This is a genomic window from Synechococcus sp. RS9902 (genome assembly GCF_014279635.1).
Lineage (GTDB): Bacteria > Cyanobacteriota > Cyanobacteriia > PCC-6307 > Cyanobiaceae > Parasynechococcus.
Genome location: NZ_CP047949.1, coordinates 1,147,032 through 1,169,662 on the forward strand (window position 1 = coordinate 1,147,032; position 22,631 = coordinate 1,169,662).

Sequence of the window (22,631 nt, forward strand, 5' to 3'; positions counted from 1 at the left end):
ATCCGTGATTCAGGTCGTTTGAGGGGCGCTAGCCCCTCTTTTTTTGCAAAAAAAACGCCCCGTAGGGCGCCATTTGTTTGATTGATGTTGGTAATCAGAATTTGAACGTGGTCTTGACCAGGCCGCCAAACTTGTTGGCACCATCAATTTGATCCTTGCCCTTGGCATCATCAACCCAGAACACTGCAGGAGTGATGGTGATGTTGTCGGTTACAGCGAAGTCGTAGTAAGCCTCGATGGCGAAGTTTTGGTCGCCGCCATTTGGCCGGTCACGAATCTCGGTGGCGTAGCTGGAATAGGAACCGAAGCCCAGTCCCAGTTTGTTGCCCTCCATGAAGGCATTTTTCCAGTTCAGGCCAACCATCCACCCTTTTACGGCCTCGGCATTGCCGTAATACTCACTATCTGCCCAGCCGAAGTCCAATCCCGCACTGATCGTGGGAATGAATCCGTCGTCCTCAGGTGACCAGTAGCCGCGTAGGCCGACGGCGTGCAGGGGGTGAGCCAGGTTTTTAGCAGTGGGGGTCGAATACCCCATTGCTGCCTTGGCCTCCGTAACGCCATCGTCTTGTTGCGCATTCTTCAGCGCATAGAGCGCTGAGATGAACCACTTGCGGTTGCCATAGCCCACTTGGCTCAGCAGATAGGCATCGGTGTTTTCACCGAACATGCCTTTTTCTGAATTGCTCAGGGCACCGTCACCACCATCGGCGACGTAGTTCACTGCGATGTTGAAGGCTGCATCGCCAGGATCAACATCCTGACGCCATTGCACACCAAAGCCCTGGCCGGTGCTTGCACCAAGAGCTGCACCGTACCCGCCCAGTTTGAACGCCTTCAGGATCGGCTTGTAACGGGTGGGCGTCTCGATCATGTAGTAGTTCTCGATCAGCGCACCAACGGTGACCTTGAACTCATTGCCGATGGGGAAGCTGTACCAGAGCTTGTCCACCTTCATGGTGTTATCACCACTCTTGGCATCAGACAGATAAGAGTCTGTTTGCGTCCAGACGTTGTCCATATTTCCCGTGCGCAGACGGGTGTACAGCCGATCCTTACCAGTGAAGGAGGTGTCCAGATTCAGCGTGTAGCGATAGGAGAAGTTCAATCCATCGCTTTCGCAAGCTCCGGCTACTTCCTCGTTGCATTCATCACGGTCGTCATACTTCACGGCACCCATGAAGAAGTCGGCCTGACCACGCAGCTTGGTGGTGGTGGAGAACTGGGTTGCTTCCAGTTCGCCCACGCGGGCCTCGAGGCCGTCAACGCGACCCTTGAGGATGGCCAGCTCGGTTTCGAATTCCTTGAGCAGGCGACGCAGCTCGTCGGTCACTTCAGTGATCCGGTCGAGGCAAGCGTTCAGCAGGGCAGCCGCTTCGTAGCGGGTCATGGCCCGGTTGCCACGGAAGGTGCCGTTGGGGTAACCGGCGACGCAGCCGTAGGTCTCCACCAGGTTGGCCAGAGCCTGGTAGGCCCAGTCGGTGGGGTAAACGTCAGAGAACTGGGTGACGCTGGTGACCTGATCAGCGGAAGCCGCGTAATCAGAAACGCTGTTGATGTTCAGCTCGGCGGCATTAGCGCCGGTGGCCAGAAGGCCAAGGGCAGCAGGAGCCACCAGCAGTTGCTGGAAAAGCTTCATTGGATTCCTCACACGGGAAAGCCCATACGGGCGACCCCATATTGCGCTTCCGATGTTTTGCCTGCTACTCGTTTACTTCATTTCAAAGTAGCTTTTTATACGCCTGCGAGTTCTTTTGATTTAGGCCCTTACTGTTTGTTTGTATCTCCTTGAGTGCCCGAAATCTTATGCAGAGATTACTTGACTCTGATCAGATGACTTACGAGCTTGTGTCTTTTGTTGCTTCTCCAGGGTGGTTCTAACCCAGAGATGAGCAGTATTGTTGTTGAAATGAATGTCTAGGATCATGGCTGATTCTTCCGAAAAGCGTCTTTCGATAAATAAGAAAAAGGGTTGCAAGAAATCCAAATGCTCCAAGTGGAAAGGTGGAACATGTCGTTGTGGGCGTTAATTAATTCACGGGTAGAACGATCTGGCCCCTTAGCTCATCAATATAAATTTGACGGGTCTTCCTAAGAGTGCTAATCGTTCTTGATACGGTTGATCTCGTAGACCCAACGATTTCAGCAATACGTGCATGAGACAGTGTGTGCTCTAGTAGTAGCCCTTCTGATGTCCTCTTTCCTAGTCTTGTTATTAGTAATCTAAAAAATTTTATCAGTCGATTTTCTAGATTTGTCTCATGCCTCACAATATGCAGTTGAATGATCCAGTCCATAATTGCATCGCTTGTGTCGGGTTCTGTCTTGCTTATTGATTCAACTGTATATGTTGTGTCTGTTATTGCCTCTATCGAGAGTTCTAGGTTTTTTGGATACTGGAATTTGAAAACATCTGTTTTGCATGTAAAGGCTAAAGTTATGTCTTCTGCATTATTGAATTCTTTCGCTGCAATCCGGATGACTCCGTTTTTGACTATTAATTCTATTTTCTTTCCGGCTTGAGGCCTTTCTAGGCCGATTGTTTCGGACGGATTCAGGGATATTGGTCTGCCTCTCTTGGACCGGGAGTTGTTATCTGTATTCATTGATGTGCTGACTTGTGATTTTTGCTACGCCAAGATGCGCTTAATTTTTTTGCTAAAATCTTTTTTCTATGTATCAACAGATTGTTCAAGATTTTGTGCGTGTTTGATGTTTTTTATAGCACGATGTGGCTTACTGCTTTTGTCTGCTCTTGTGATATTTGCTTTCTTCGAGGTAAGATATGACACATTGCGCCGGCGCGATAAAGGGGCTATGTCTGTTAGTTCTCGACCCATAGCGTCTCTTCGGGCTTAGCGTTCTGGAGTGCTTCCATGTGCTCTTCCGTTAGGGCTTGCGCTGCCTGGTCGTGTCCTGTGATTGAAAGGTGAGATGCGCGTCGGTAGCACCATGCATTGATTTCTCGCAGCGTATTGCTTCTCAGTTGATCATTTCTGTTCATGTTCTTTGAGGCGCTGCTCTCATTATTTTTCTGCTTTCTGATTGATTCGTAGTGAATTTAATTGCTTCCGCTTGTGCTATTTGGCCTATTGCGCTGTGATTGTTGGCGTTTATCTTGTAATTCTTCTTCATTGCTGCTATTGGGAGTGGCCCTTTGCTTATAGGTCGCTGTGTGACGTGAGAATCATTGTCAATCTTTTCGTGTGAATTGTGTGTGGAAATGGTGTGTTTGCTCTGTGGTCATCTTTTTTCGGCTTAGACTACAGTTGATTGATTTGTTGTGATGGCTCCTGCTGCTCCCTGTGCCTGTCCGCGTTGCACCTGTGAGGTGCAGGCGTCCCAAGCTGTTGTTCGCGATGGCCAGAGTTTCTGTTCAGAGGCCTGTGCCACCGGCCATCCCAACCACGAGCCCTGTCATGGCAGTGGCTCCTGCGGCTGCACTTGCGCGGAGTAGGCGGACGGGGTGATATCAATTCCCTGTCGTACGGGCTGGCCTGAGCAGCATCGTCAGCCCAGACACGGTCACAACAATGGTGAGAGTTCCCAGCAGGATTGGGTACACGGGCTGGAGATTGAGCCAGCCGAATTGTCCTGTGTGCAGCTTGAGCAGCCAGAAAGCATCAATGTTCTGCTCCATCAGCAGGCTGTAGAGGGAGCCGGTTCCTGCGGTGATCAGCAGTGGTGCTGCGGCGATCGGCACTAGCCAGCGATGGATGCGCCGTGCCTGCCGGCTGGTTGTTCTGGAGGCTTTCATTGCTTCCGCAGCTGTTGGTGGAGTTCCCGTTCATCAGCGCAAGGCATCCAGCGCCCGTCGTTTTTGTGAACGGCGGTGCAGCCGATCTCAGCGGCTCGTTGCTTGGCTTCGGTTTCGGTTGCGTAGAGGCCTTTGCCGTGGGCCAAACCCGGCCTTTGGTTCACCAACAATGCCAAAACGCCGAAGCTGAGAGCCGATAACGGTTGAATGACGCGCATTGGTTCAGAAGCCTTCGCAGTGTTCAACGGCTTTGAGGTAGTTCATCTTGCCGGGATCTGTGCCTCCCTTGGGATTGATGCTGGCCCGCATGGTGATCTGTGCATCAATGCAGCGGTTGTAGCGATGGGTTTTGACCGCTTGCGGCATCAGCAGAATTGCGATGCTGAGCAGGCTGAGGCTGCTGACGGCAGCCAGTACGGGGTAGGCGTGGGCTCGCACCATCTCGCGAGCCGTGAGCGTTAGTTGGTTATGGTCGTTCATGCGTCGCTTGTTAGTGGTTTCAACGTATTGACAGCCTTGCGCGTTGATTGGCCTTGAGCAACGTTGCTGATCAGGCGTTACGGCAGAAGAACGCGGAGGTTTTGATCAGCGCGCATCGCGAGCTCGATTTCATTACTGAAAAATGACCGCTCTGGGTGCTGAGCAAAGGCGATTCCGTTGTCACGGGGCCTACGAGAACCAGCGCCAAGACGGAACCACCACAACGCGAGTTTTGGAGGGGTTGCGGGTTCTTTTGTCTCAATCAGCCACACAGGCCTTGAGTTGCTTCCGCAGGGTGGTGTGGTCGATGTCGCGGCCGATCAGCACCAATTGATTCTTGCGATCACCGGTCCAGTCGGTGTCGTCGATGGAAAAGCGTTTGCCCGCCAAATGGAACACATGGCGGCGTTCGCTTTCGTTGAACCAGAGGATTCCCTTGGCTCGGAACACCTCCTGGGGCATCTGGTTGTCGAGGAAGTTCTGGAACTTGCGCAATGCGAAGGGCCCATCACTCTGGAACGACAGGGAGGTGAATCCCTCGATGTCCTGATGGTCACCGTGCTCATGGCTGTGGTGATGGTGTCCGTGGTCATGACCGTCCCCATGGTTGTGGGCATGACCGTGATCGTGCCCATGGCTGTGATCGTGTTCATGACCGTGATCGTGGTCATGGCTGCAGTGGCCATGGTCGTGGTCGCAGTCGCTGTGATCCAGGCTCGGATCGTCGGCAGGGGAACTCACCTTGTCGGATTCGAACAGTCCGACACTGAGCAGCAGGGGCAGAGGGACATCTCCTTTCACCGAGCGCAGGATCCGGGCGTCGTTCTTGACGTCCCTGAGTTGCTGCTCGACAGCCTCAAGCCGCTCCTTGGAGACGAGGTCGCATTTGTTCAGCAGCAGGATGTCGCCGTAAATCACTTGGGCCCGGCCAACTTCCGTGTCCAGAACGACGTCGTCGAAGTTTTCTGCATCGATCAAGGTGATGATCGAATCGAGGCGGGTTTGATCCCGCAGCTCACTGCCAAGGAAGGTCATGGCCACCGGTAGGGGATCGGCCAGACCGGTGGTTTCCACGACGATGTAATCCAGCGGTTCTGGGCGTTCAATCACCCGTTCCACCGCCTCCATCAGCTCGTCGTTGATCGAGCAGCAGATGCAACCGTTGCTCAGCTCGACCATGTCTTCATCGGTGGTGATGACCAGATCGTTGTCGATGCCGATTTCACCGAACTCGTTCACCAGCACCGCGGTCTTCACCCCCTGCTGATTGCTCAGGATGTGATTCAGCAGCGTGGTTTTTCCCGCTCCGAGGAAGCCGCTGAGAATGGTGACGGGAACGTTGGTGCTGGTTGGTGCAGTGGTCATTGGGTCAGAAAATCAGAGGTGATCTTTGGGATCAAAGGTTGTGAAACGACGTTCCTGTGATCAGCCGAGCAACTCACTGAGCAGTTGTTGCGACAGAACATCTCGAGATGTGGCAGTCAGCCAAAGCCCCGTCCCGAAGCGTTGGAAGGTTCTCCCGCAATTCGAAATTCGATGTGATCGGTTGCGGGGTCATAGAGGGTGTAGTGCCTCCCCCCACCAATGCCGATCACGCTTCGTTTGGGCACAGCCTGTTCGCTCTGCTGTTCACCGGCATGGTCTTTGACGAGGGATTGGATGGATCCACCGGAAAGCTCCAGTCGGAACTGACGCTGACAGCGCGCCGTAAACAGCCGGTTCACATCCAGCCGCGTCAGCCGGTCCAGCAGCACCAGGGCTGAAGTGTCTTCCGTCAGCCGGTCGCCGACGTCGGCGGAGCTGCCATGAATCAAAGCGCAGTCGAGTTCGATGAAGCCGAACTGCAGCGATGCCAGCCAGTTGAGATGGTCAGTGTCCACCGAAGCGAGAAGTTCTCCGACCGCCGCCTCGCCTTGTTCTGCTCTGAGGGCTTCAGCTTTGCGTTCGCCGCGGTAACCACACTCTGCCAGAAGCTGCTCTTCCCACCAGCCATAGATGCAGTCGGGCTGAAGATCAGCGCGCTTCGGCTGCCTCAGCCGCTCGAGCAGAGCATTGCACTTGCGTTGTGACCCGATCAGATCACCGAGAACGAAGAGATTGGCAACACCCCGTTGTTGTTTCAACTCCTTTTGAATCTGTTCGTACAGATCCAGGTCTCCTTGGAGACCACTCACCAGGGCCCAGCGTTCCATCAGCGCTCACACACGTGGCTGGCGTCTTCAGCCCGCTCGGCGTATTCGAAGCCGTGGCTGAGCCTCCAGGCAAACACCTCCGGTAAGCCCGCATCAACGATCGCTCGACAGGTTTTGGCGACGTCGTAGTCGACCTCACGAATCGTCACCTCTCCGGTGTTGTCGTTATGGATCACATAGGTGGCCTTGGTGCTGCCATGCCGCGGTTCCCCCACAGAACCAGCGTTAACGATCCGCCGCATCGGCAGTTCCAGCTCCTGTTCTGTTGGTGCGCCTTGATCGCGTTGTTGCACCTTTACCCGAATGGACCCCTGCCGTAGTTCGCGCACATAGGGCTGGTGGGTGTGGCCGCAGAACAAGGTTTCCGCTCCTGCTGTTTCCACCCGTTCAAGGGCAGCAAAAGCATTCATGTCGGGCAACAGATATTCGTGCTGACTGTTCGGACTGCCATGCACAAACAGCAGCTTGTCGCGCCGCAGTGTCATCGGAAGTTCAGCCAGAAAGGCCTTGTTCTCCTCCGTCAGCAGATCGGCTGTCCAGTGATGGGCGCGATGGCCCCGTCGTTCCGCCAGCTGGGAGGGATAGCTGCATTCACAGGCATTCAAACCGTCAATGATGTCCTCGTCCCAGCACCCCTGACAGCTGGGAATCTCGCGCTGACGCACCAGTTCCACCACTTCATTGGGCTGGGGTCCGTAGCCCACAAGGTCGCCAAGGCAGGTGATGGTTTCGATACCATGGGAGTCGATATCGTCGAGCACCGCCTCCACGGCGGCAAGGTTGGCGTGCAAACAGGAGATGACGGCGTGGTTCATGTCAATCAGCCTTGCGATGTGAGTTGTTGTTGCTGGAGCTGTTGTTGCTGCATGGCGAGCACGTCATCCGCGAGCAGGCAGTCGTTGATGGTGGCTTGAATGCCTTCGGGGTTGAGTGCCTTGCCCTGAACAACGAGCTCTGAGGTTCGACAGGGGCGACCCTTCGTCGGTGCCGTGGCGTCCAGGGGCAGGAACTGGGATGACTCCTGGCTCACCATCCAATTGCAGAAAAATGCCCGCCCGTCAGGAAGATTCATTAGGCCTTTGGCGCGGTACACATCGCCGTAGGCACCGTTCACGAGTTCAAACCAGAAGCTGCTCAGGCTGTTGGGATCCCAGACACAACCCGAAAGAGAGGTGTGCCAGGCCTCGAGCTTGCTGAACTCCAAGGTGTCCTTTGCAGGCAATTCAGGGTCTCGCCCGAAGTGCAGGAGTTGGTCGGGGTGCAGCTGCAAGGCCTCCAGCTTGGAGCGAACGTCGTCTCCGAGCCCTTCAACTCCTTCCTTGCTGGGGGGATGGAACTGCTGCACTTCGATCAGGGTCAGCCCATCGTTGTCCTGCTTCAGATCCGTTGCGTTGGCTGTTGCCGGTTCCTCAAGCCTGGGCACCTGGTCCTTGAGCCAGGTCAGGTCGATTCCGCTGTCTTCCCCCTGTTCAAGCCCCGCTGTCTTCTCTCCCTCCAGCCGCAGGTAGGCGCAGGGGCCTTGATGCTGCTGAAGCCTTTGGAGCGCCCAAGTTGTTTTCCCGCACCCCGGAGGGCCTGAAATCAGGCACACCTGGCCCATCGCAACCTCCTCGACATCCGAGAATCATTCTCATTATGAGCCGCCACCGACGCCCTGTCCCGTTCTCTTCGTGCCTTTGGTTGCTTGGTATCGCTTGCTATGGCGCTCCCTGCTTCTCTCGCTAATGTCGTCAGAACCCGGTTTTGATCTATGCAGGCCTTGGAGTTCCTCGCCCTCGTGCTGGTGAACTTGGCTCTGACGGTTTATCTGGTTGAAAAGGGAACCAAGTTTTGGAAAGAGCAGCGCCGCCTCAAGCGCCTCGTCAACCGGCATCCTGAAATGAAAGGGGTGCATCCCGATGAGGATGGTCTCTTTGTGTTCGAGAGCGATGATTCGCTCAAGGTGCTCGTGCTGGAGAACGATCAGCCCGGCTCTGATGAACCCTTTTACGTCAGGGAAGAGGATCTCGAAGAGGACTGAATCGATTGGTGCAGGAATGGAACGATGAGTTCATCACCCAGGCTCAAGTAGAGCTCAAGGGGATGGTGGCTGACTGGAAATATGACTACGGCGTGAGTGATTGCGATTGCTCGGCCATGTTGCTTTGGATGCTGATCAAGCTCAATCCCGACGCCAAGATCGATGCTGGCCTGCTTGATCGCTGATGCGACCTTCGCTAAGTGCAATCACCGATGCCGTTTGGTTCCTGGGGATACAGAATGAACTGGTGACCCCCAGCTCAGAACAGGGGGAAACTGCGTCGAACAGGGGAGGGACTAGGGAACCCTTCCTTTTTTATGGACCCCCCCCCTTGCAGTGTTTGCCCCGGCGCTACATCTGGGGTGTTGCTACAAAAAAGCCCGCCGAAGTGGGCGGGCCGGGTGATGGGGCCTCTCAACATAACCCCGATGGCCACCACATGCAGCGTTGATGTGTAATCAACGGGCTTTGCATAAGTAATCGTGCTCCCCCTAGATCTGGGGCTGGATGAGTATTATCGAGCCAACGCATCAAGATCTGGTGCTATGAGCCGGGTGATGGGGATTGCTCCGGCTTGATGATTCGCTCCATGGCTGGAGCGATTTTTTTGTCATCGATCTGAGCGGTGGTTGTGTTCCACTTCAGGCACGTTGCGACTGAGGTAGAGGGCGTTGCTGAGCCCCATCACAACGGTGCATCCGGCTGGTCCGCAGACCCGATACAGGTGATTGCCGATCGATTCCACGGTTCCATTGCCTTGAACGGAGTAGGGCAGACGCAGGGTTTCGGCCATGGGATCACGCTTGAAACTGCAGCCGTCCTACGGATCCATGATTGGACCGGGCTGCGACAACCGATACTGGTTTGGCTTTCTTCGCGTCTCTCAGCATTCCTTAAGAATTGAGCCCTTTGGCTCTTGATGGTTCAGGTGCCTGGGAAATGGCTGGCCTTGAGCCGATCGAAGTGATCGCGCACTTCCAGATCGGGCATGCGCATCACCCGTTGCATCAGGTTCTCCCGATGGGCATAAAGCCCTTTGCATCCCTTCAGCGGTTCGATCAGCAGATCGAGCAATTGAGCTTTGGCGGTTGTGTTGGTCATGGTTTTCGGTGCTCCTCGCCTCGTGTTCCATCAGCATCAGCAAAACCTGAGATCCACGCATCACCCACTTGAGGGGTTGTGGAGTGGTGATCCAAATCGATGTCTCCCTCATCTGAGGGGACGTCGTCTGATGACTCCCCTTAACGTGACCTGGCTTCTGGGGTTCCGATGAGGGTTCTGCAATCCGTTCTGGCGTTGTTGCTGGTGCTGGTGTTCGGTTGTGCAACAACCTCAACGGTGTCTGCGGCAACGCTTGAGGAAGCGGCCAGTGGTGATCTGATTGCTACGCTGGAAAAGGCGCGGGATGTTCGTGAGCAGGCCGACATCAAGATCCGGGAAAACCTCAAATTGATGGCGTCGAGTTGTCTGTATATGAGTGATTCGTTGAAAGAGTTGATGGCTCTTGAGAATCAGTTTGAAGACCGCCAGATCGAAGATTTCACCGTGGGAATGGCAGACGCGGTTGAGCTGGAGTTGCTCGATGAGGAGTCACGCAAGATCAAAGCGCTCTATCGCAGATCCCACTGTGATGATCCGATCATCCTGCGGGAGCAACTGCGGCAGGCCGATCAAAAGCGCAAGGCCTGAACCAGCAGCAGACCCCCGGTCCCTGTGACGGAGGGGCCGGGGGTCTGTGTCTGAACGGTTCTGTTCAGAGTTGGAGTGGCCGACCCGTTCCGTTGAACAGGCGGCCTAACTCGCTCGTTTGTTCATGACGCAATCCATCAGAAGGGGCTGAAGGAAGCTCGAAGCGTCTGGCTTATGGCGCCTGGGGCCATGTTCCAAGGGGTCGGGTGATGGGAGCTCCTTAGGGCACCTGGCACGGTGCAGATGGAGTGCCGATCGGCCTGGCCTTTCGCACAAGGCCTGTCGAAGGGCGCACCCAACAAGAGGTGTGAAAACTGTTGGAGCAGGGGCCTGAAAGTCAGCTTGCTTCTGACGTCTGCTCGGTTGGACCGTCGTCTCGCATGGACGCCTCCGATCTCGATGCACACAGTCTTGGGGCTGGGCCATGCCCTGGCAATCAGCACGAACACGCATTGCCTTTCAGGCCAGAACCGCCTGAAAGTGGGGCTGGCGTGGCTGCGATCTGACTAGCCTGAACTTCCGCGCGTGGCTGATGACCATTCCCTTCGGCACGCCTGAGCCTTCGGACGGTCTGCTCAATAAGTCGGTGTCGTCCACCCGACTGCGCGCCTGGCTGAACACCCGCCTCCGCAAGCTCGCGGTGGGGCAGCGGATTCAGGATGCGCGGGCTTTGCGCAGCGAATTCCTGGTGGAGTGATCGTTCAGCGATCAACCCAGCTCGAGGCAGGCCAGGCCGTAAATGTTGCGGTCGTGCCCCCTGGGGATCACGCCCTTGTACATCCGCACCGTTGACGTCATCGGTTTAAAGCCCCTGGCGCTGAGGATGGTTTTGGCGCTCGGGTTGTGGCCGGGGGTGTCGATCAGGACGACACCGTTGTGGTGGTCCAGGGCGTTGTTCAGCAACAGCGAGGCCATGCCGGGGTCTTCGGCGAGCCAGGGGCCCACCCGCCAGCCCTCGCCGATTGGCAGCAGGCAAGGCCGAATGCGCACGTAGCCATGGCATTCGCCCTCGGCATCCCTCGCCGCGAACACATCTCCGGCTCTGTGGCGGAGCCATAGCTCAAGGAAGTGGGGCCTTGGGCTGATCTCATGGCGTTCGTCGTAGCGCTGAATCGCCTCCAGCGACACCTCGTGCAAGGGCACGACGGCAACGTCGCTGCGCTGGCTGGGGCTTGCGTCCAGTGATGCCTCGCTGCGGAACAGCATCTGCCGGCGGGTGGTGATGCAGTCCTTCTGAAATCCAGCTCGTTCGTAGAAGCCCACCATCTGCACAGCGGCCTCCAGGCCGATGCACTGCACGCCGCTCAGGGTTTTCAAAGCGTGCTGCCAGAGCCGACGGCCGATCCCCTGGCCCCGATGCTCCGGCTTCACCACGAACAGCCCGATGAAGGCGTAGTCGGGGTTGTAGGTGACCGCCGCGATGCAGCCCACCGGTGCGTTGTCCTGCCAAGCGAGCCAGACCCCCTGGCGATCGGTGTTGGCGTAGATCTCGATGTCGCCGATTCCTGGGGCGAAATCCTGCTCACGGGCCAGGGCCGTGACCACGTCGAGGTCGGCGGGGGTGAAGGGTCTGATCTCCAGCATCGAGCTCGGCCCATCCCGACCCTGCTGAACTCCGTCTTACCGCCTTTGACGGTTGATCTCCATCCCTGGATCAGCTCATCCTCTGGGGCATGTGAATGTTCTTGCTGAACAGTTGCTCTCTAGGGTGCTTCTCACGATTCCTCTGCCTGAGGGCTATTGATCCCCATGACTGCTTCGAAGCTGTTCGATTTCCTTGGCCGGGTGCTGATGGCGGCCGTGTTTGTGAATGCCCTGCCGGCCAAGTTCACCAACTTCGCTGAAATCGCAGGCTTCATCGCCTCCAAGGGAATCCCCGAACCTCTGGCTTCTGTGTTGCTCGTGGCGGCGATCGTGGTGCTGATCGCCGGATCGATCCTGCTGGTGTTCGGCAGCAACACGGTGCTGGGGGCCTCGCTGCTGCTGCTTTTCCTGGTGCCCACCACGCTGATCTTCCACACCTTCCCGGTGGACAGCGGCTTTGCGATGAACCTGGCTCTGATCGGGGCGTTGATCCTGGCCATCACCCGTGCCTGGGGCAATGGCGTGCCCAGCTTCACGCACCTGCGCTCCAAGGGTTGATCGCTTGTTGGCTGGATCAGGGCAGGGCCAGGGCCGTTCCTTCGCGGCGCGGATCAGCGGCCCCCTGCCAGCCACCACCGATTTTTTGAATCAGAGCGGTGCCACTGCCGATGCTCTGACGCCGGGAGTTTGCTTCGCTTTTGAGCTGCTGCAGCGGAAACGGCCAAGGCAGCGGCGGATCGCTTTCCAGCACCAGCGTTGTGCCCCGGCGCGAAAGATGGGGAAGGCCCACCGCCCGCGCTGGCGGTTCGTTCCAGACCAAGGACGCCAGCAGAACCCGGCTGAGCAAATGGGGAATGCTGCGGCCGCCGGGGCTGCCGAGGGCCAGCACCGGCTCGCCGTTGCGGAACACCAGCGTCGGCGCCATCGACGACATTGGCCGCCGTCCAGGCAGCCGGCGGTTGGCGACCAGTTTGCCGCCAAGGCTGGGCTTGAAGGCGAAATCGGTGAGCTGATTGTTCATCACCATGCCTCCAACAAGGTGCCGACTCCCGAAGATCGTCTCCACCGAAGAGGTGTAGGAGGCAATGTTGCCGCTGGCATCCACGATGGTGATCTGGCTGGTGCCTTGCTCGATGCCCTGATCTGGCCTGCCGTAGGGATAACGATCGATGCCTAGCGGCAATCCCGGCGTTGGTCTTTCGCCGTTGGCGCCCTGCATGGCTCTCGCCCGGCTGGCGATGTAGGCCTGATCCAGCATGGCTGCGCTGGGCACTGCTCCATCGATCGGGTCGTGCACCCAGTAGAGCCGGTCGGCATCGGCCCAGGCCTGGGCGCGGGCCAGCTGACGCCACACCTGCGGCTCACCTGCACTGGAGTTGGTCAGGTTGGTGCTCTGGTTCAGCAGCGCCAGGGTTTGCAGCAGCGCCAAGCCACCGCTGCTGGGGGCCGGCACCGTGCAGATCCGGTGCTGCAGCTGCTGGCTGCAGAGGGGAGTGCGCCGGACCACGGCATAGCTGCTTAGATCAGCGGAACTCCATCCGCGGAAGTTCGGCTCGCTGGCCCGCAGGGCATTGACCCCGCCCAGGATCTGCTGCGCCAGAGGCCCTTGATAAAAAGCTGGTCCCCCTTCCCTGGCCAGGAGCCTCAGGGTGCGCGCCAGGGCAGGGTTGCGGAAGGGTTGATCTGCTGCTGGCGGCTGGCCGCCGGGCAGGTAGAGCGCTTGAAACTCAGGACTGTGGGCCACGCCGAAACGCTGGGCCAGGCGAATGGAGCGCAACAGACGCGGGCTCGGCAGAAAGCCTGTGCTGGCAAGGCGGATCGCCGGTTGCAGGATTTGTGACCACGGCAGCTGGCCATGGTTTTGATGGGCCTCCCAGAGCAGAGCCACGGTGCCGGGAATGCCGATGGCGTTGGCTTTGCTGGTGGCCTGTCGCCAGGTGAGGGGATCTCCCGCGGGATCAAGCAGATCGCCGGGGCGGCTGCGTTCGGGGGCCACTTCACGGCCATCCAGCATTTCAAGCTGGCGTTGCTTGGCTTCCCAGTGGAGCAGAAAACCACCACCCGCCAGGCCGGAGCTCTGGGGTTCCACCACCGCCAGCACTGCTTGGGCTGTCACCAGAGCATCGATGGCGCTGCCGCCGTTCTTCAACGCATCCAGCGCTGCCGTGCTGGCGAGGGGATTGGCGGTGACCACCACGGTGGATCCGCGGGCGGTGGAGATGCCTCCGCTGCTGGGGTCACTGGATTCCGGATCGTCGCGGCTGATCGGGGCTGCCGCGGGGATGCTGCTCCAAAGGCTCAGCGCCAGCAGCAACGCTTTGAGCTGGGGGAGCACAGCTTTGGATCGGCTGGTTTCAGTCTTGTGGCTGGTGAGGCGTACTGCTGGCCTTCTGATCAAAAAAAAGAGCCGGCCCCTCAGCCCGCTCCTGCTTGACGCATTGAAGGCACCACTGCCTTCACTTTAAGAGTGGATCAGTGGAGGGCCGTTCGAGGTGCGATCGGAGCGTTTCTCAGGGAATTCTCAGGAGGTGGAATAGGCATTCCTGCTCAATGAGAATCATTTCTGGATGGCCGAAGATCGTGCCTGCGCGAGCACCACTGCAAACGCTTCTGGAGGGAAAAAGGAGCAGGTTCCCTCGCCTGCTCCTCTCCTCTCGGCTGTTAGCGAGAAGCGGCCGTTCAACAGGAGGAGATGTATCCGCAGGCCCACCTACGGGATACATCACTCACCTTGTGGAAACTTACCCAAAAAAAGGTTCCCGAAGAGCCCACTCCCCGGGAACGACTCGTGCATGCGAGGAGAACTTAATGCTGCGCAATCTCCCTTAACAATGGGTAATTGTGCTCAGTGCGAGATGGCTGGGTCTCGCTTTGATTGCCCTGGCGTCTGAGGCGCTTGGCGCGTCTCAGGTATCCAATAAAAAACCCCTGCCTGATGCAGGGGCTTATAACCGTTTTGTTGTGGCTGATGGGCTCAGAGGCCCAGGAATTTGGCGGGAATTCCGTCGAGGCTGTTGTTGCCCAACATCTGGAAGATGACGTTGATCAGCATTCCTCCGATGTGGAAGGCTCCCACCAGAGCCAGGCCTCTCCAGAGTTTTTCGGCTGCTGCTGGGGGCTGATTGTTGGCCCAGGTGCCGGATCCGTTGGTCATCGATTGATCGCAACTTCGATCACGTTGGCGAAAGAGGTGTCAGGGGTCCAGCAGTCGTCACTGAGGTTCATCAGCGCACGGGAGGTGAACAGCGCCGCCAGCCCGTTTTGAGCATCGTGTTCCAGGCTTCGATGGCGTTGTGCCGCAGCATCCGTCGCCGGGTCTGGGGCACCGGTGGATTGGGTGGAATCCAGCTGTAGCTGCGTACCACCACCCACTGGGCATGAGCGGTGGATGCATCTGGCTTGAACTGCACCAGCTTCTGCTGCTCGGCGCTCACCAGCCAGCCCTCTCCGCTTGGCTGTTCCGGCGGTTCGTGGGTGGCGCGGTAACGGGGCAAAGGGTGGGGCGACGGCAAACAGAAGACAGCTCTGCAAAGCATCTGCTGCCGAGGCGATGCCCCGGCTTCACGATGGCGAATTCGCTGATTGAACGGTGAGGCACATCGAGCAGGACGCTGTTCAGGCCTAAACGATGCTCACGAGTCCGACGGTCTATGGATGAATGAGTTGTTGTTGTCCTCGAGGAAAAGAAGCTTGTCTCAGTCAAAAAGAGGCTTGAGAGAAGCTTCTGGTGGCCTTGGCTTGCGACCACGGTCCAACCAAGGCAAGACACCTTTGCATCGGTCGATGCATCGATCGAGGTCTTGGGAAAGGATTTTGAGCAATTTTTTGTTTCTCCAAGAAAAAACACGAAGTTTCTTTGCTGATCGATAAGCAAGAATGCGAAATTCAACGCATTGGTTCAAAAAGTTATTAGGGCTTCATTCTTTTCTCGCATACATTTCGGCAAATCCAAAGAACGATGCCCTGCCGTCAGGTTGAAGATTTTTCCCAGAAAATTGCCTCAGACTTTGCCGCAGCCTGCAGGACTGATGAGGAGAGTGACGATTGTTTTGGGACGGCTTACAACTACGGTCGCGACCATGTGACCCGTTTAACGCACGAGATCATTCGACTTCAGCGGGAGAGTGGTTTGTCGCGAAAGGAGATTATTGAATCGATCAAAGATATGGCCAGTCACATGAATGCACTCTCCTATGTGTTTCTTGTGGCGGCCGATGTTGCCGAGAAAGCCTTGGATCATGATTGATTCTGAGGACGGGCCCGCACAGAACGAGTCAGCTGAAGATGCTCCTTGTTATGCCCCGCGGGGTGATTTTCTGATCGGTCTTGCTCAGGAAGCGCTTTCCTTCACCAAGAGACGGAAGCTTGAGAAGGAGATCGCAGTGATCAAATCAGCGCTGAAGGGCCATGACGACAAACCCACAACCCGTCGCGCCGAGCAACTCAAAACCCGTCTCGACAAGCTCAAGGAGGAACTGAACAGCCCCCCGTAGGCGTGATTGCCACAACTCGAGGGATGTTTCCCGCCAGGTTGTTCAGACCCTGCTGTATCCGAGCTTGGTTTCGAAGATCTTGAGTGGAAGCCCAAACGACTCCATCAGCTGCCGGCAGTCATCGCCGACCGTGCCGTAGACCTCAACGCTGAAACCATCGCCAAGCTCCGCATGCTTTTGCAGATACTCCTGAACGGGAGGGTTGGACACATGGGCGCTGAACGCCTCGTCGTTGGCGTAGACCTCTGACCACACGAATGCGTGGGGATCGTCCGGGTCCTGATCAAAGGTGTGGTGAATCATGCCTGGCTCAGATGCCTGAACGGCTTCGTCGGTGATGCGAGCCAGCTCCAGGTACTGGTCAACACAACCGGGTTTGACGTGGATTCGCGCCAGCAACATGAACGGTGAGGAATTGTCGAAGCTGGCCATTGGATCTCAGGCGGTGCCCAAGTGTTCCATGGATTCAGGCTGAAAAACCCCTGGAGGTGCACTCTCAAGGAGAACCCATGCATGTTTCAAGCCACGAACCGATGGAGCTGATCAGGCGGCTAGAGGCTGTTGTTTCAGCGACAAACGACCGCCAGCCATCGAGTTGTGAACCAGGTCTTCGGCGTAGCGGCGGCCTGCTTGTTGTGCTTCTCGAACGCTTCTGTAATTGCCGACAAAGTCGTATTCCTTTCCATCAACCGTTGCTGCAACCGCATAGAGCTTGTCAGTCACCTTGCTCACAGACCAGCGCAAGAAGCAGGCCGGGGAGTTCTTCTGACTGTGCATACTGTCCTCCATGAAATAACGAGACGACTTAAGCACTTGCTTGTTTGTTGCATCTCAAAGCTTTAAATATCGCAAATAGGTAATTATATTTCTTTCATGATTTGCTCATCAAGTGCACATTGAATCGATTGGTGTAGAGGGGAGTGGCCGAGGTTTTCGAGCAGCTCCCTCTGCCGCGATGGCTGACCTTCAACCAAGCTGCGACTTAACGATGTGGAGCCACGGAACCGCGAGGAGAAGCGAGTCCTCCCCGAGCGATGCGGTATCCGCATAAACACGTTCGTCACGTCACACTGATTCGCGCCTGATGCACTGAATTTCTACAGCTTTCAGACACAAAAAGGTTCCCCCATTGATCGCTCTCAACGGGGAAACTCGTCTGCCAGCACCAGGGTCGCTCTCCCCTTGCTGCTCAGCACCACATCTGGTGTGCGGGCCACTGAGGGCTCAATGATGAGGCCATTCAGCAGGCTTGTCTGGAAATTATTGAAGATGTGCTGATCCGCCAAAAATTCCGGTAGATCCAGGCAATGGTCGCGACTGATGCGGACGACCTCAATGCTCGATAGGCCTCGGGAGAACGGCTGGATTCGCTAGACAAACGGACCCAGCAGTTGCCGCTGACATGGGTCCGCGTCCCGGGCTAGGTGCATGAGACCAGGACGCGATACAGATAAGCCATTAGAGCCAGTGGATTCAGCGAAATCCGCTACTCAAATGCCTCCACATATCAGGCGCGTGCTTTGCGGAAATTGGTTGAATAGGGAAACCGGTAGCCAAGCTCCATTTCCTCCAGCTGCTCCTCGGCGAGGTAGAGGCTGCGCGTGAAGAAGCACACATTCTCGCGGTCGCACACCAGAAATTTGCTGGTCTCGATTTTTTGGATGGATGAACCGCGCGGGGTCTGCACGATCAAATCTGCTTGAGCCATGGAGCGTGCTGGCAAATTTCCCCTGTCATGGCTTTCATCGTTGTCGTTTGGTCGTAACAAAGCTCACACTTCGACAATGTCATTCCCTAAAGTTTCTTGGTAACAACAGATACTCGGGTTAAGCGATAAAAAGAATCTTTCCCCCCAGTCCAAAAATGGGCTATTCACTCTCTCGTTTGAAAATGATGCGATGAAGTGGCTGCTCTCGAAACTCGGTTTACTCAAGCAGCACAAAAAGACCCAGGATCTCCAGGACGACCTCTCGTTTTTTAAGACCTCGCTTCAGGTCAATGCCATTGCATGTCAATGGCTTCTGAGAAAGCAAACTCAGCTCTTTCTGAGGCAGAGCAAGGGGTCAGCATTGATGATCAGAATCAGGGATGCATCCGGTGATGGCACGGTTGCGAGCAAGTTGGTGGAGCTCAGCCTCAAGGCAACGCAAGCACAGATTGAAGCCCCATCGGCAAGCGGCCAGATGCTTCTTGAGCTTGGTTATCGCACGGTTGGTGGTGACTTCATCACACTTGAGTATTCCTTCATTGACCTGGGCCCCAAAAAAATTGATCAGCCAGAGTTGACCAATTGGTTCAGCAATGAATCGGACAATATTCATCAAGACATGTATGACTTGGCGACCAAAGGAAGATCGCTTGGTGGATCTGAAGTCATGCCCCTCGGCCGGTGAAAATGACGACCGTGGTTGTTGCGTTAATCCCCCTTCCGACCAAGCGATCCCACTGATCCGTAAGGCTCTCTTCTGAGGCCGGAAAGGTGTTGAACCAAAATCCACTGCCATGTCGCGCCGGTGATTTATGCCGGCGTTCGCCGCTGCACCAGCTCGTTCCTTGAGCCTTCAGATTTCGTCCCTGGCCGCTCGAGCTGCTTTCGTGCTAGTGCAGCTGTACTAAAGCAAGGGTCGTGATGGCTGGTCATGGGTGCGGTGTTTCAGCGCCCACGTCGGATCCGGTCTTCCCGCACGTCAAATCGGGAATGACCGTGATCGTCACTGATTCGGATGGGGCCTGGCGCATGGCAGATGTGATCTGGGTCGATGGTGGTGCCTGGAATCCCAAGACTCCGACGTTGTTTCAGGTGGCTGATGTCGACACCGGAGTCATCAACTGGGTCAACGCCGTTTTGTCACCCACATGGTTCCAAGGGTCTGAAGCCCCTGTTGGTACGGGACGGGGCGGATCAGGTTTCGGAATGCAGACAGCAGCTCTGCCAGAGAAAAACCATCTGACAATCAACTCCTGCTTCAAATGAACGTGGCGCGATTTCTGCTCAGGGACGGGAACAAGGTTGGTGCTGAGGTCTCACCAGAAGGGCTTGAGGTCTTCACCTATGAAGACCAGAAGGGGCAACTGATCCATGCTTTGGCCACGGTGAAAGCTGAAAGGGAGTTCCTCAGACAAGTCCCCTCGAAGCTGCTTCCCTTGTATGTCCGTATGGAGCAGGCCCTTGCCAGGGCCGTTGGGCGGAACTGAGACAAGCCGCAGATCTTCCCCAGGCGAAACCATCGGTCAGGTGACCGCTCGAAGTTGGTTCCGCCGCCCCTGAGTGGTTCGGGCCGTCCCGGGGCACTCCAGTCGTAGCCCCTTCGAGCCAGGCTGAGGCGTGCCACCTGCTACACGCTGGTCGTGTAAGCCGTACGCATAAATACTTAGTCGCTCTGTTAGGACTGGGGTACGTCATGAGAGGCGGAGGTCCCGGCATCGAACACCGGGACTTTTTCTTGAGCATCACCCACGGTTCGGCCGAAAAGCTTTGAACATGGACTAGGGCGTAGGGATACCGCCCCACCGCCTTCTGATCCACCGTCTTCTGCCCCAACGCCTTCTGGTGAGCGATCAAGTAGAGGGACAAGTCACAGGCTGTCCATAGGTTGCTTCCCTGTTTTTCACCTTCTAGTCACGATGAAGTTGTGAGGAAAACATCTCATGGGATGGAAACAAGGTCGCATCCCTGAGATTGTTTTGAGACCTCTGCCTTTGGCGGAGGTCTTTTTTATGGTTGCCCAGTTGTGAGAAGAGCGGTTTTCTTGTTGTTGAGCTTCAGGTATCAGCAACTACTGCAGCCAGTGTCAGCCCTGCCATTATTGATTAACTGCACAAAGTAAGTGACACTTGAAGAGCAATACATCACTCTGATGGATGCGGCTGGAAGGGTTACAGATCAATGGTGTCGGGAAAAATTTATTCAGGAAGCAGATAATGTTTTGATGCACATCAATGCTCAAGTTCTGAAGAACAGGCAAGAGCTCAACACCATGTCTGTATAAGGCGGCAGCCGTTCAAAGAGTGAGTTCCCATTGGTAAGACGGGTTGTTGCTGGCTTGTGCCGATAAAACTGCCTATCGACTCGCCAAGGCTTGGAAGATCAGAGCCGAAAAAAGCGACCAAAGCACGGTGCTTGCGAAGCGGTGATCCAATGCCAACCGACGGGACGTGCTCCTCATCAGTAGGTCCCGCGGAAAACCGTTGCGATCACTGAAGCAAGCGAGCAGGTAAACAACGCAAGTAGTGCGAACTCCATGAAGGTTGTGGTGTGGCCTGTTTCTGTCATGCCTCGGGTGAAGCAGAGCTGTCGTAGCGGTCGGCACCAGAGAGCCCAGATAAGCGCTTTTACCCGTAGCGGCGAGGGAAGCCTGTCTTTTTCTTGGGTTGCTGACCACACCCATCGTTTTGTCGTGATGGCGACGACCAGTCGCTGAATCTCACGTCATCATTCGATTGCTTCTTCGGTGAAGGGGCGATGCGTCGAACGCGGGGGTGCTTAGGGAACACCCCCCTTTTTTTGGCAGTTCGTAAACGATGCCCACGGCACCGCCGACTCATTGAAGAGGGTGGTGTGGCTGGGACTCCAGCACCTTCGACGCATTCGTCCCCTTGTTGATGGGCGGCATTCCCTGCCGCCTTTTTTTGCCTGTTGCCGACCAAACCATGGTCGGTGTCCACGACTTTTTCAAACGGTTCTCCCACTCTCTTTCACGAGTTATCTGGAGGAAAGTGGATTTGTCGTCAAACGAGGGACACCGGCCCCTGGAGGTGAGATCTCCAGGGGCCTTTTTGTGTTCCCCTCGGCTCTTGGTGGGGAATCTCCCGCCCAGGGCTACAGCCCAATCGATGAGGACTAGTTCAGTCGGATATGTTCAATTAATTGCACGAACTGTTGGCTATGCAGCGATATCTTGATCGATATAGTCCAGAAAATGAATCACTCTTCTTTCCTTCTTCTCTTGCAAAGCTTCCTTGGCAAGAGTCAGCAGCTGATTCTCTCGGGCTTTGATGGCGGTTCTCCACCGTTTGGGTTTGGGATTGGTCACACGGAAAGGCCCTGAGAGTGGAGAAGTCTTGAGAGGCACAAGTCTTTTCAAGCCGCATGACACTAGTGGGCACAAGTAAAAACCCCCAAGATGCGTGATGGTTGTTGATGTGGGTTCGTCCGGATACCGTTTAGATGTATCAATCTGTACTCGCAGTTTGGCTGCATCAACAAGAGAAATCGCTTCAAGCCTGAAACCATTTCTCGATACCCCAGTGGGGAACCGCATGGGAACAGGGCCTACCCCAAACCACTGCGGTGATTTGGTGCGCAGTTGAAACCGGGATCGGTTTGAGCCACAACTGGTTTGTCGCAGCAACTCAGTTGGCTTCCAGCACTAAGTAACGCAACGCAGAAACCACGAGCTCCACTCGCATTGCAGCTGGACTCATCCTCGGGATGGCCTGTTTCGCTGCGGTGCTCACCGGAGGGATCTTTGTTGGGCAGACCATCGGTGAGGCGTTGAGCACGCTCCAGACCATCACCCCAGTGCAGGTGGACCCGCTTCGCTGAGGTGTTGGAGCCGATCAGGCTTCAACGTCAGCCTTGTCATCGGCGTTGTGGTGGGCCTCAACTGAAGTGGTTTCGGCTGACTTGCGGCGGGGGCAGTCGCCAGCGTTGGCGGCGCCAATAAAAACAACTACTGCCATGATCGCGACGATCACGGAGCCGCCTACAAAAGCGAGATTCGGACCTTTCACGTCAGGTGTATGCCAGTGATCAGCCGACCCTAGTGCTGGATTCAGATCTGCGGGGCGATGTGGGTGGCACGGTCAGTGTTCACCCACGTGGTCGCCTCTATTGATCCTTGTTTTCTTTGTATCTGGGCAGGTCGGTTGGCTGAGCCAGCACGTAAACCACGGCAGCGGAGATCACCACGGTGACAATGATGAGTGCGGTGATGGCTGCTGAGTAGTCGTTCACTGAGGTCTCTCCAAAGAGAAAGGTTAGGGGTGGCGCTTTCCTGGCTGCGTCAATTGCCTGGAAGGGCCTGGCTGTGGATCGTGGTCATCGTGTTGTTCAGATCACCCACATCCCGAAGCCCTTCGGCGCTGAACCAGGGTGCGTTCTCCCAGCTGAAGCCTTCACCAAAGGTGTTGTCGGGTGCCGTGACGTACCAGTGACAGTCCACATCAGGCGTATCAACGGAGCACTGCGACCAGTCCGGCTGCCACTGCGGCACTTGAACCCACATCACTGCTGCAAACACCAGGGAGAACAAAGCTTTGAGCATCGACCTGGAGTTACTTATTGAAACTTTACACGAATTGGTCTCAGAATTGGAATCGTCGACGGCATCGACGATCACGCCCGGAAGGCTGAAGCGAGAACGCGCTTCGGTAGTCGGTGACTCGATTTCAATCGGTTGAGCGGGGATACAACC

General features: G+C 56.2%; 34 protein-coding genes. 12 read left to right on the forward strand and 22 right to left on the reverse strand.

Annotated features, from left to right (window positions below; genetic code table 11):
* Nucleotides 1–94: 94 nt before the first annotated feature.
* Entirely contained in the window at nt 95–1,639 is a 1,545-nt protein-coding gene (locus SynRS9902_RS06100) for an iron uptake porin (protein ID WP_186510363.1), read from the reverse strand.
* A 391-nt stretch (nt 1,640–2,030) separates the two neighbouring features.
* Nucleotides 2,031–2,606, reverse strand: a complete 576-nt coding sequence (locus tag SynRS9902_RS06105) for a helix-turn-helix domain-containing protein (RefSeq protein WP_186510364.1) — start codon at nt 2,604–2,606, stop codon at nt 2,031–2,033.
* 680 nt (nt 2,607–3,286) lie between these two features.
* On the opposite strand from SynRS9902_RS06105, the gene SynRS9902_RS06110 reads away from it, so the two are divergent.
* Entirely contained in the window at nt 3,287–3,457 is a 171-nt protein-coding gene (locus tag SynRS9902_RS06110) for a conjugal transfer protein TrbI (protein WP_115161875.1), read from the forward strand.
* Nucleotides 3,458–3,472: 15 nt separating this feature from the next.
* Here the strand turns inward: SynRS9902_RS06110 and SynRS9902_RS06115 are convergent, their stop codons facing one another.
* The 7 genes from SynRS9902_RS06115 to SynRS9902_RS06145 all read right to left on the reverse strand — a co-directional run bounded on the left by SynRS9902_RS06115 (nt 3,473) and on the right by SynRS9902_RS06145 (nt 8,029).
* Nucleotides 3,473–3,757, reverse strand: coding sequence for a hypothetical protein (locus tag SynRS9902_RS06115; protein ID WP_186510365.1), 285 nt, complete (start codon nt 3,755–3,757; stop codon nt 3,473–3,475).
* On the reverse strand, nt 3,754–3,975 hold the full coding sequence (locus SynRS9902_RS06120) for a DUF3721 domain-containing protein (RefSeq protein ID WP_186510366.1): 222 nt from the start codon (nt 3,973–3,975) through the stop codon (nt 3,754–3,756). Before SynRS9902_RS06120 ends, SynRS9902_RS06115 begins: the two co-directional genes overlap by 4 nt.
* Nucleotides 3,976–3,979: 4 nt before the next feature.
* On the reverse strand, nt 3,980–4,237 hold the full coding sequence (locus tag SynRS9902_RS06125; protein WP_186510367.1) for a hypothetical protein: 258 nt from the start codon (nt 4,235–4,237) through the stop codon (nt 3,980–3,982).
* 258 nt (nt 4,238–4,495) lie between these two features.
* Nucleotides 4,496–5,602, reverse strand: a complete 1,107-nt coding sequence (locus SynRS9902_RS06130) for a GTP-binding protein (RefSeq protein WP_186510368.1) — start codon at nt 5,600–5,602, stop codon at nt 4,496–4,498.
* Nucleotides 5,603–5,718: 116 nt separating this feature from the next.
* Entirely contained in the window at nt 5,719–6,429 is a 711-nt protein-coding gene (locus SynRS9902_RS06135; RefSeq protein ID WP_186510369.1) for a phosphoesterase, read from the reverse strand.
* On the reverse strand, nt 6,429–7,244 hold the full coding sequence (locus tag SynRS9902_RS06140; protein WP_186510370.1) for a metallophosphoesterase: 816 nt from the start codon (nt 7,242–7,244) through the stop codon (nt 6,429–6,431). The genes SynRS9902_RS06135 and SynRS9902_RS06140 overlap by 1 nt, the downstream gene beginning before the upstream one ends.
* 5 nt (nt 7,245–7,249) lie before the next feature.
* Complete coding sequence (locus tag SynRS9902_RS06145; protein WP_186510371.1) at nt 7,250–8,029, reverse strand: GTP-binding protein; 780 nt, start codon at nt 8,027–8,029, stop codon at nt 7,250–7,252.
* Nucleotides 8,030–8,179: 150 nt separating this feature from the next.
* Between SynRS9902_RS06145 and SynRS9902_RS06150 the strand changes: the two genes are divergently transcribed.
* Nucleotides 8,180–8,449, forward strand: coding sequence for a hypothetical protein (locus tag SynRS9902_RS06150; protein WP_186510372.1), 270 nt, complete (start codon nt 8,180–8,182; stop codon nt 8,447–8,449).
* An 8-nt stretch (nt 8,450–8,457) separates the two neighbouring features.
* Nucleotides 8,458–8,634 (forward strand): hypothetical protein, encoded by a 177-nt coding sequence (locus SynRS9902_RS06155; protein WP_255446231.1) that lies wholly within the window; start codon nt 8,458–8,460, stop codon nt 8,632–8,634.
* Nucleotides 8,635–9,059: 425 nt separating this feature from the next.
* Here the strand turns inward: SynRS9902_RS06155 and SynRS9902_RS06160 are convergent, their stop codons facing one another.
* Together SynRS9902_RS06160 and SynRS9902_RS06165 are read right to left on the reverse strand one after the other, a co-directional pair.
* Entirely contained in the window at nt 9,060–9,242 is a 183-nt protein-coding gene (locus tag SynRS9902_RS06160; RefSeq protein WP_186510374.1) for a hypothetical protein, read from the reverse strand.
* Between the two features lie 131 nt (nt 9,243–9,373).
* On the reverse strand, nt 9,374–9,550 hold the full coding sequence (locus SynRS9902_RS06165; protein WP_186510375.1) for a hypothetical protein: 177 nt from the start codon (nt 9,548–9,550) through the stop codon (nt 9,374–9,376).
* Nucleotides 9,551–9,718: 168 nt separating this feature from the next.
* On the opposite strand from SynRS9902_RS06165, the gene SynRS9902_RS06170 reads away from it, so the two are divergent.
* The gene (locus tag SynRS9902_RS06170; protein WP_186510376.1) at nt 9,719–10,138 is read left to right on the forward strand and encodes a hypothetical protein; all 420 of its coding nucleotides are present in this window, start codon (nt 9,719–9,721) and stop codon (nt 10,136–10,138) included.
* Between the two features lie 532 nt (nt 10,139–10,670).
* A complete protein-coding gene (locus tag SynRS9902_RS06175; RefSeq protein ID WP_170950627.1) occupies nt 10,671–10,835 on the forward strand; it encodes a hypothetical protein in 165 nt (54 codons plus the stop codon).
* Between the two features lie 11 nt (nt 10,836–10,846).
* On the opposite strand, the gene SynRS9902_RS06180 is transcribed toward SynRS9902_RS06175, so the two are convergent.
* Nucleotides 10,847–11,722 (reverse strand): GNAT family N-acetyltransferase, encoded by an 876-nt coding sequence (locus tag SynRS9902_RS06180; protein ID WP_186510377.1) that lies wholly within the window; start codon nt 11,720–11,722, stop codon nt 10,847–10,849.
* 165 nt (nt 11,723–11,887) lie between these two features.
* Between SynRS9902_RS06180 and SynRS9902_RS06185 the strand changes: the two genes are divergently transcribed.
* Nucleotides 11,888–12,280: a DoxX family protein gene (locus SynRS9902_RS06185; protein WP_186510378.1), complete on the forward strand. Its 393-nt coding sequence runs from the start codon at nt 11,888–11,890 to the stop codon at nt 12,278–12,280.
* A 16-nt stretch (nt 12,281–12,296) separates the two neighbouring features.
* Here SynRS9902_RS06185 and SynRS9902_RS06190 read toward each other — a convergent pair whose 3' ends face one another.
* The 3 genes from SynRS9902_RS06190 to SynRS9902_RS06200 form a co-directional block, all read right to left on the reverse strand.
* The gene (locus tag SynRS9902_RS06190; RefSeq protein ID WP_186510379.1) at nt 12,297–14,057 is read right to left on the reverse strand and encodes a gamma-glutamyltransferase family protein; all 1,761 of its coding nucleotides are present in this window, start codon (nt 14,055–14,057) and stop codon (nt 12,297–12,299) included.
* A gap of 639 nt (nt 14,058–14,696) precedes the next feature.
* Entirely contained in the window at nt 14,697–14,876 is a 180-nt protein-coding gene (locus SynRS9902_RS06195; protein WP_041434861.1) for a hypothetical protein, read from the reverse strand.
* A gap of 70 nt (nt 14,877–14,946) precedes the next feature.
* On the reverse strand, nt 14,947–15,234 hold the full coding sequence (locus SynRS9902_RS06200; RefSeq protein ID WP_186510380.1) for a DUF1651 domain-containing protein: 288 nt from the start codon (nt 15,232–15,234) through the stop codon (nt 14,947–14,949).
* A gap of 446 nt (nt 15,235–15,680) precedes the next feature.
* Here SynRS9902_RS06200 and SynRS9902_RS06205 point away from each other — a divergent pair, with 446 nt between their 5' ends.
* Together SynRS9902_RS06205 and SynRS9902_RS06210 are read left to right on the forward strand one after the other, a co-directional pair.
* Nucleotides 15,681–15,968 carry a hypothetical protein gene (locus SynRS9902_RS06205; RefSeq protein ID WP_115082438.1) on the forward strand — a complete coding sequence of 96 codons (288 nt, stop codon included), beginning with the start codon at nt 15,681–15,683 and terminating at the stop codon, nt 15,966–15,968.
* Complete coding sequence (locus tag SynRS9902_RS06210) at nt 15,961–16,215, forward strand: hypothetical protein (protein WP_186510381.1); 255 nt, start codon at nt 15,961–15,963, stop codon at nt 16,213–16,215. The genes SynRS9902_RS06205 and SynRS9902_RS06210 overlap by 8 nt, the downstream gene beginning before the upstream one ends.
* A 42-nt stretch (nt 16,216–16,257) precedes the next feature.
* On the opposite strand, the gene SynRS9902_RS06215 is transcribed toward SynRS9902_RS06210, so the two are convergent.
* The 3 genes from SynRS9902_RS06215 to SynRS9902_RS06225 form a co-directional block, all read right to left on the reverse strand.
* Nucleotides 16,258–16,647: a putative quinol monooxygenase gene (locus SynRS9902_RS06215; RefSeq protein WP_186510382.1), complete on the reverse strand. Its 390-nt coding sequence runs from the start codon at nt 16,645–16,647 to the stop codon at nt 16,258–16,260.
* 111 nt (nt 16,648–16,758) lie between these two features.
* Entirely contained in the window at nt 16,759–16,959 is a 201-nt protein-coding gene (locus tag SynRS9902_RS06220) for a hypothetical protein (protein ID WP_255446233.1), read from the reverse strand.
* A 763-nt stretch (nt 16,960–17,722) separates the two neighbouring features.
* Nucleotides 17,723–17,923, reverse strand: a complete 201-nt coding sequence (locus tag SynRS9902_RS06225) for a hypothetical protein (protein ID WP_186510384.1) — start codon at nt 17,921–17,923, stop codon at nt 17,723–17,725.
* Nucleotides 17,924–18,113: 190 nt separating this feature from the next.
* Between SynRS9902_RS06225 and SynRS9902_RS06230 the strand changes: the two genes are divergently transcribed.
* The 4 genes from SynRS9902_RS06230 (at nt 18,114) to SynRS9902_RS13510 (ending at nt 20,204) form a co-directional block, all read left to right on the forward strand.
* Nucleotides 18,114–18,608, forward strand: a complete 495-nt coding sequence (locus tag SynRS9902_RS06230; RefSeq protein ID WP_186510385.1) for a hypothetical protein — start codon at nt 18,114–18,116, stop codon at nt 18,606–18,608.
* 344 nt (nt 18,609–18,952) lie between these two features.
* Nucleotides 18,953–19,189, forward strand: a complete 237-nt coding sequence (locus SynRS9902_RS13830; RefSeq protein WP_370586327.1) for a DUF3104 domain-containing protein — start codon at nt 18,953–18,955, stop codon at nt 19,187–19,189.
* On the forward strand, nt 19,186–19,410 hold the full coding sequence (locus SynRS9902_RS06240; RefSeq protein WP_186510386.1) for a hypothetical protein: 225 nt from the start codon (nt 19,186–19,188) through the stop codon (nt 19,408–19,410). The genes SynRS9902_RS13830 and SynRS9902_RS06240 overlap by 4 nt, the downstream gene beginning before the upstream one ends.
* Nucleotides 19,411–20,042: 632 nt before the next feature.
* Entirely contained in the window at nt 20,043–20,204 is a 162-nt protein-coding gene (locus SynRS9902_RS13510) for a hypothetical protein (protein ID WP_222929480.1), read from the forward strand.
* An 894-nt stretch (nt 20,205–21,098) separates the two neighbouring features.
* Here the strand turns inward: SynRS9902_RS13510 and SynRS9902_RS06245 are convergent.
* The 4 genes from SynRS9902_RS06245 to SynRS9902_RS06250 form a co-directional block, all read right to left on the reverse strand.
* Nucleotides 21,099–21,476, reverse strand: a complete 378-nt coding sequence (locus SynRS9902_RS06245; protein ID WP_186510387.1) for a hypothetical protein — start codon at nt 21,474–21,476, stop codon at nt 21,099–21,101.
* 298 nt (nt 21,477–21,774) lie between these two features.
* Nucleotides 21,775–21,897: a hypothetical protein gene (locus SynRS9902_RS13625; RefSeq protein ID WP_255446234.1), complete on the reverse strand. Its 123-nt coding sequence runs from the start codon at nt 21,895–21,897 to the stop codon at nt 21,775–21,777.
* A gap of 148 nt (nt 21,898–22,045) precedes the next feature.
* The gene (locus SynRS9902_RS13630) at nt 22,046–22,171 is read right to left on the reverse strand and encodes a hypothetical protein (protein ID WP_255446235.1); all 126 of its coding nucleotides are present in this window, start codon (nt 22,169–22,171) and stop codon (nt 22,046–22,048) included.
* A 49-nt stretch (nt 22,172–22,220) separates the two neighbouring features.
* A complete protein-coding gene (locus SynRS9902_RS06250; RefSeq protein WP_186510388.1) occupies nt 22,221–22,481 on the reverse strand; it encodes a hypothetical protein in 261 nt (86 codons plus the stop codon).
* Nucleotides 22,482–22,631 lie beyond the last annotated feature (150 nt).

Excerpts from the sequence above, each read along its gene's own strand:
- SynRS9902_RS06100 (WP_186510363.1), bottom strand. The coding sequence starts at position 1,639 with ATGAAGCTTTTCCAGCAACTGCTGGTGGCTCCTGCTGCCCTTGGCCTT.
- SynRS9902_RS06105 (WP_186510364.1), bottom strand. The coding sequence starts at position 2,606 with ATGAATACAGATAACAACTCCCGGTCCAAGAGAGGCAGACCAATATCC.
- SynRS9902_RS06110 (WP_115161875.1), top strand. The coding sequence starts at position 3,287 with ATGGCTCCTGCTGCTCCCTGTGCCTGTCCGCGTTGCACCTGTGAGGTG.
- SynRS9902_RS06115 (WP_186510365.1), bottom strand. The coding sequence starts at position 3,757 with ATGAAAGCCTCCAGAACAACCAGCCGGCAGGCACGGCGCATCCATCGC.
- SynRS9902_RS06120 (WP_186510366.1), bottom strand. The coding sequence starts at position 3,975 with ATGCGCGTCATTCAACCGTTATCGGCTCTCAGCTTCGGCGTTTTGGCA.
- SynRS9902_RS06125 (WP_186510367.1), bottom strand. The coding sequence starts at position 4,237 with ATGAACGACCATAACCAACTAACGCTCACGGCTCGCGAGATGGTGCGA.
- SynRS9902_RS06130 (WP_186510368.1), bottom strand. The coding sequence starts at position 5,602 with ATGACCACTGCACCAACCAGCACCAACGTTCCCGTCACCATTCTCAGC.
- SynRS9902_RS06135 (WP_186510369.1), bottom strand. The coding sequence starts at position 6,429 with ATGGAACGCTGGGCCCTGGTGAGTGGTCTCCAAGGAGACCTGGATCTG.
- SynRS9902_RS06140 (WP_186510370.1), bottom strand. The coding sequence starts at position 7,244 with ATGAACCACGCCGTCATCTCCTGTTTGCACGCCAACCTTGCCGCCGTG.
- SynRS9902_RS06145 (WP_186510371.1), bottom strand. The coding sequence starts at position 8,029 with ATGGGCCAGGTGTGCCTGATTTCAGGCCCTCCGGGGTGCGGGAAAACA.
- SynRS9902_RS06150 (WP_186510372.1), top strand. The coding sequence starts at position 8,180 with ATGCAGGCCTTGGAGTTCCTCGCCCTCGTGCTGGTGAACTTGGCTCTG.
- SynRS9902_RS06160 (WP_186510374.1), bottom strand. The coding sequence starts at position 9,242 with ATGGCCGAAACCCTGCGTCTGCCCTACTCCGTTCAAGGCAATGGAACC.
- SynRS9902_RS06165 (WP_186510375.1), bottom strand. The coding sequence starts at position 9,550 with ATGACCAACACAACCGCCAAAGCTCAATTGCTCGATCTGCTGATCGAA.
- SynRS9902_RS06170 (WP_186510376.1), top strand. The coding sequence starts at position 9,719 with ATGAGGGTTCTGCAATCCGTTCTGGCGTTGTTGCTGGTGCTGGTGTTC.
- SynRS9902_RS06175 (WP_170950627.1), top strand. The coding sequence starts at position 10,671 with ATGACCATTCCCTTCGGCACGCCTGAGCCTTCGGACGGTCTGCTCAAT.
- SynRS9902_RS06180 (WP_186510377.1), bottom strand. The coding sequence starts at position 11,722 with ATGCTGGAGATCAGACCCTTCACCCCCGCCGACCTCGACGTGGTCACG.
- SynRS9902_RS06185 (WP_186510378.1), top strand. The coding sequence starts at position 11,888 with ATGACTGCTTCGAAGCTGTTCGATTTCCTTGGCCGGGTGCTGATGGCG.
- SynRS9902_RS06195 (WP_041434861.1), bottom strand. The coding sequence starts at position 14,876 with ATGACCAACGGATCCGGCACCTGGGCCAACAATCAGCCCCCAGCAGCA.
- SynRS9902_RS06205 (WP_115082438.1), top strand. The coding sequence starts at position 15,681 with ATGCCCTGCCGTCAGGTTGAAGATTTTTCCCAGAAAATTGCCTCAGAC.
- SynRS9902_RS06210 (WP_186510381.1), top strand. The coding sequence starts at position 15,961 with ATGATTGATTCTGAGGACGGGCCCGCACAGAACGAGTCAGCTGAAGAT.
- SynRS9902_RS06215 (WP_186510382.1), bottom strand. The coding sequence starts at position 16,647 with ATGGCCAGCTTCGACAATTCCTCACCGTTCATGTTGCTGGCGCGAATC.
- SynRS9902_RS06225 (WP_186510384.1), bottom strand. The coding sequence starts at position 17,923 with ATGGCTCAAGCAGATTTGATCGTGCAGACCCCGCGCGGTTCATCCATC.
- SynRS9902_RS06230 (WP_186510385.1), top strand. The coding sequence starts at position 18,114 with ATGAAGTGGCTGCTCTCGAAACTCGGTTTACTCAAGCAGCACAAAAAG.
- SynRS9902_RS13830 (WP_370586327.1), top strand. The coding sequence starts at position 18,953 with ATGGCAGATGTGATCTGGGTCGATGGTGGTGCCTGGAATCCCAAGACT.
- SynRS9902_RS06240 (WP_186510386.1), top strand. The coding sequence starts at position 19,186 with ATGAACGTGGCGCGATTTCTGCTCAGGGACGGGAACAAGGTTGGTGCT.
- SynRS9902_RS06245 (WP_186510387.1), bottom strand. The coding sequence starts at position 21,476 with ATGCGGTTCCCCACTGGGGTATCGAGAAATGGTTTCAGGCTTGAAGCG.
- SynRS9902_RS13625 (WP_255446234.1), bottom strand. The coding sequence starts at position 21,897 with ATGGCAGTAGTTGTTTTTATTGGCGCCGCCAACGCTGGCGACTGCCCC.
- SynRS9902_RS06250 (WP_186510388.1), bottom strand. The coding sequence starts at position 22,481 with ATGCTCAAAGCTTTGTTCTCCCTGGTGTTTGCAGCAGTGATGTGGGTT.